4 protein-coding genes and 1 pseudogene are annotated in these 2,825 nt (G+C 35.6%); 1 reads left to right on the forward strand and 4 read right to left on the reverse strand.

From position 1 onward, the window contains the following. A pseudogene (locus OZD63_RS02230) lies at nt 1–323 on the forward strand (Rpn family recombination-promoting nuclease/putative transposase); the annotation flags it as partial. 114 nt (nt 324–437) lie between these two features. Here the strand turns inward: OZD63_RS02230 and OZD63_RS02235 are convergent. The 4 genes from OZD63_RS02235 to OZD63_RS02250 form a co-directional block, all read right to left on the reverse strand. Continuing rightward, nucleotides 438–629, reverse strand: a complete 192-nt coding sequence (locus tag OZD63_RS02235; protein ID WP_070356842.1) for a hypothetical protein — start codon at nt 627–629, stop codon at nt 438–440. Between the two features lie 96 nt (nt 630–725). Then, the gene (gene murB, locus OZD63_RS02240) at nt 726–1,613 is read right to left on the reverse strand and encodes a UDP-N-acetylmuramate dehydrogenase (protein ID WP_275008016.1); all 888 of its coding nucleotides are present in this window, start codon (nt 1,611–1,613) and stop codon (nt 726–728) included. Beyond that, nucleotides 1,604–2,482 (reverse strand): hydroxymethylbilane synthase, encoded by an 879-nt coding sequence (gene hemC / locus OZD63_RS02245; RefSeq protein ID WP_274979524.1) that lies wholly within the window; start codon nt 2,480–2,482, stop codon nt 1,604–1,606. The genes murB and hemC overlap by 10 nt, the downstream gene beginning before the upstream one ends. A 97-nt stretch (nt 2,483–2,579) precedes the next feature. Next, the gene (locus OZD63_RS02250; protein WP_156518219.1) at nt 2,580–2,726 is read right to left on the reverse strand and encodes a hypothetical protein; all 147 of its coding nucleotides are present in this window, start codon (nt 2,724–2,726) and stop codon (nt 2,580–2,582) included. Nucleotides 2,727–2,825: the final 99 nt, after the last annotated feature.

A 2,825-nucleotide genomic window follows, 5' to 3' on the forward strand; every position in this document is an offset into this window, starting at 1 on the left:
AAGCACCAATAATAAAGTTAGCCTACGATGAATTAGACAGGTTTAGCTGGAATGAAAAAGATTTAGTAGCTTATGAAGAAAGAATAATGGATCTACGGAAAGAAGAAGCCATTCTTGAATACAGACTTGACCTTGCTACTGAAAAAGGCATCCAAATTGGCGAAGAAAGAGGCATCAAAATCGGTAAAGAGGAAGGGAAAATCGAAGGAAAAATCGAAGTCGCAAAAGCAATGCTGGCTAACAATGTTGATGTCAACACTATTGTCAAATTTACTGGCCTTTCTATTAGTGAGATTGAAGAATTAAGTGTGAACGGTTACTAATTAAGAACTTTAATTATCAATCATAAATCACTGAATTTCGCTAGTAAATTTGTTGCCATTGTCCATATTGCACAATTGTATATAAGATATAGTATAACAATAGTGTCCGTTCAGCTAATACCAATTCCCACTGCACAATAAACGGATAGATAACAATGGAAAAAAAGCCATACTATTGCCTTTCTTTCTCACTCCACAATTAAATAACTCTACAATATCGCTTATTTGATTCACTAATAATGAGAATTGGTATAACTTTGCTATTTTTCTCTCTAGATTCTTGCAAAGTTCTACAAGATTAACCACATTACCTCACGGTTTCTCTATGATTATTTTTTTAGATTATTTGTTTACCTTATTTGCCGTTCTCCTGAACGAATATACATAAGCTATAAAAACTATCTAATAGCTACCCAAAAACCTTATTTCCCACTCAAGTTCAACATTAAATTTATCCTTTACTGCATCTTTTACTTTGTTGCCAAGGTTTTCCAAGTCAGATGCAGTTGCATTATCGTAATTGAGCAAGAAGTTACAATGTTTCTTAGAGATTCTAGCTCCACCAATATTTAACCCTAGGCAGCCAGATTTATCAATTAACTCCCATGCTCGGTAGTTTTTTGGATTTTTGAATATGCACCCAGCAGTTTTTCCTCTTATTGGCTGGCTTTTATTTTTCCTCTCAATAACTTCCTTTAACCTTTGCAGTATAAGCTCATACTCTGAGTTTACTCCTTTAAACTCAGCTTCAACAAAAATCCAATTTCCTTTTAGGCTATGTCCACGGTAAAAATACCCCATTTCTTCGCTGGAGAACTCATATAGGTTTCCATCCTCTAGATTCACTGCTTTTATGGATTGTACAACACTTGCGATATCACTACCATATGCACCTGCATTCATTTCTATTCCGCCACCAACTGTTCCTGGAATTCCAACTAGAAACTCCAACCCACTAATCTGCTGATTTCCCGCAAATTGAGCAAGGTTGCTGAGCAGCACAGCTCCCCCAGCTACAATAGAGTTGTTACCCTTACTTTTAATATATCCAAACTCCTTACCTAATTTTACTGTTATTCCTCGAATGCCACTATCTCGCACTATTATGTTAGATGTTGCACCAATAACGCTAACTGGCAGTTCAGTATTTTTAATCAAGTATGTTAAATCCTCAATATCACATGGTTTAAATAATACATCAGCTCGTCCACCAACATTTAACCACGTCGCTTTAGACATTAAGACATCATAACGATAGATTCCACGTACTTTAGGTAAGCTTATAAGCATTTTGATTTCAACTCTAATCCTGCATCCATACCCATTTTCTCCGCATCTTCTATAAATGAAGTGCGCTCAGTGAAGTATATATTTTTTCCACTTGCTAACATACAACGAAGGTGTAGCATATTTTCGCTCACATATTCAGCCAAAGCTGCAAGTGGTGTAAAACATGAACCATTCACTGTCTTCATAAAACTGCGCTCTGATTTCACTCCTATAAAAGACATATTATTATTAATTTTCTCTAAAAGATCGATAATTTTTACATCATTCCTTCTACATTGAATACAAACCGCCCCCTGCCCCACTGCACTTAACATAACTTTTGGTGGCAATACCTCTGTAATCAAGTGATGTTTTTCTAATCTTATGAGTCCTGCTTCAGCTAGAATTATTCCATCAAAATTTTGATTTTGCAATCTGGTTGTTACATTTCCACGTAGCGGTACTATATTTAAATCTGGTCTAACATTTAACAACTGAACTTTTCTTCTTATTGAAGAAGTGGCAATAGTAGCCTGCTGTGGCAAAGACTCAAGGCTATTGTGTTTATGAGAAATAAACGCATCGCATGAACTTAGCCTTTCTAAAACACAAGGAATTGTTAAACCCCCTGAGAAAAACGCAGGCATATCTTTTAGCGAATGAACTGCCATGTCTATATTATTTTCGAGCAATTCAGTCTCAATTTCTTTAATGAATAATCCTTTGCCTCCTATTTCAGCAAGATTTGCGTTTGCATACTTATCTCCAGAAGTTTTTATTTTAACAATTTCAATAGACAAGTTAGGAAAAGAATCCAGCAACTTTTGTTTTGTTTCCAAAGCCTGGGCAACTGCAAGCTTGCTTCCTCTGGTACCTATTTTGACTAGCATATGTACGACTGTTTGAATACCAAACTTTAACCTAATTAATTACTTAAACACTTTGGTAGCGTGTATCGCATGAACCTCGGTTACCCTCTCTCTGATGTCATTCAAGTACTTGGATCCAGTTTAATTCATCATATGAGCCTTTGCATTTATTGTACTTTAACTTAAAACCAAAAGCAACTTTGACTTTACAAAATAATAACCTTTTATATGCATAAATAAGCTTACTGGATTCTAGTACTTGCATGACAAGGTATAAACCTTATCGTCATACCACCGCGAACCGTCATACCTACCCCTACAACAACATTGCAAGCATTGATTTTTCTCCATATGAAAAGAGTCT

Origin of the sequence: Wolbachia endosymbiont of Drosophila leontia (genome assembly GCF_028981785.1) — a bacterium.
GTDB classification, from domain to species: Bacteria; Pseudomonadota; Alphaproteobacteria; order Rickettsiales; family Anaplasmataceae; genus Wolbachia; species Wolbachia pipientis.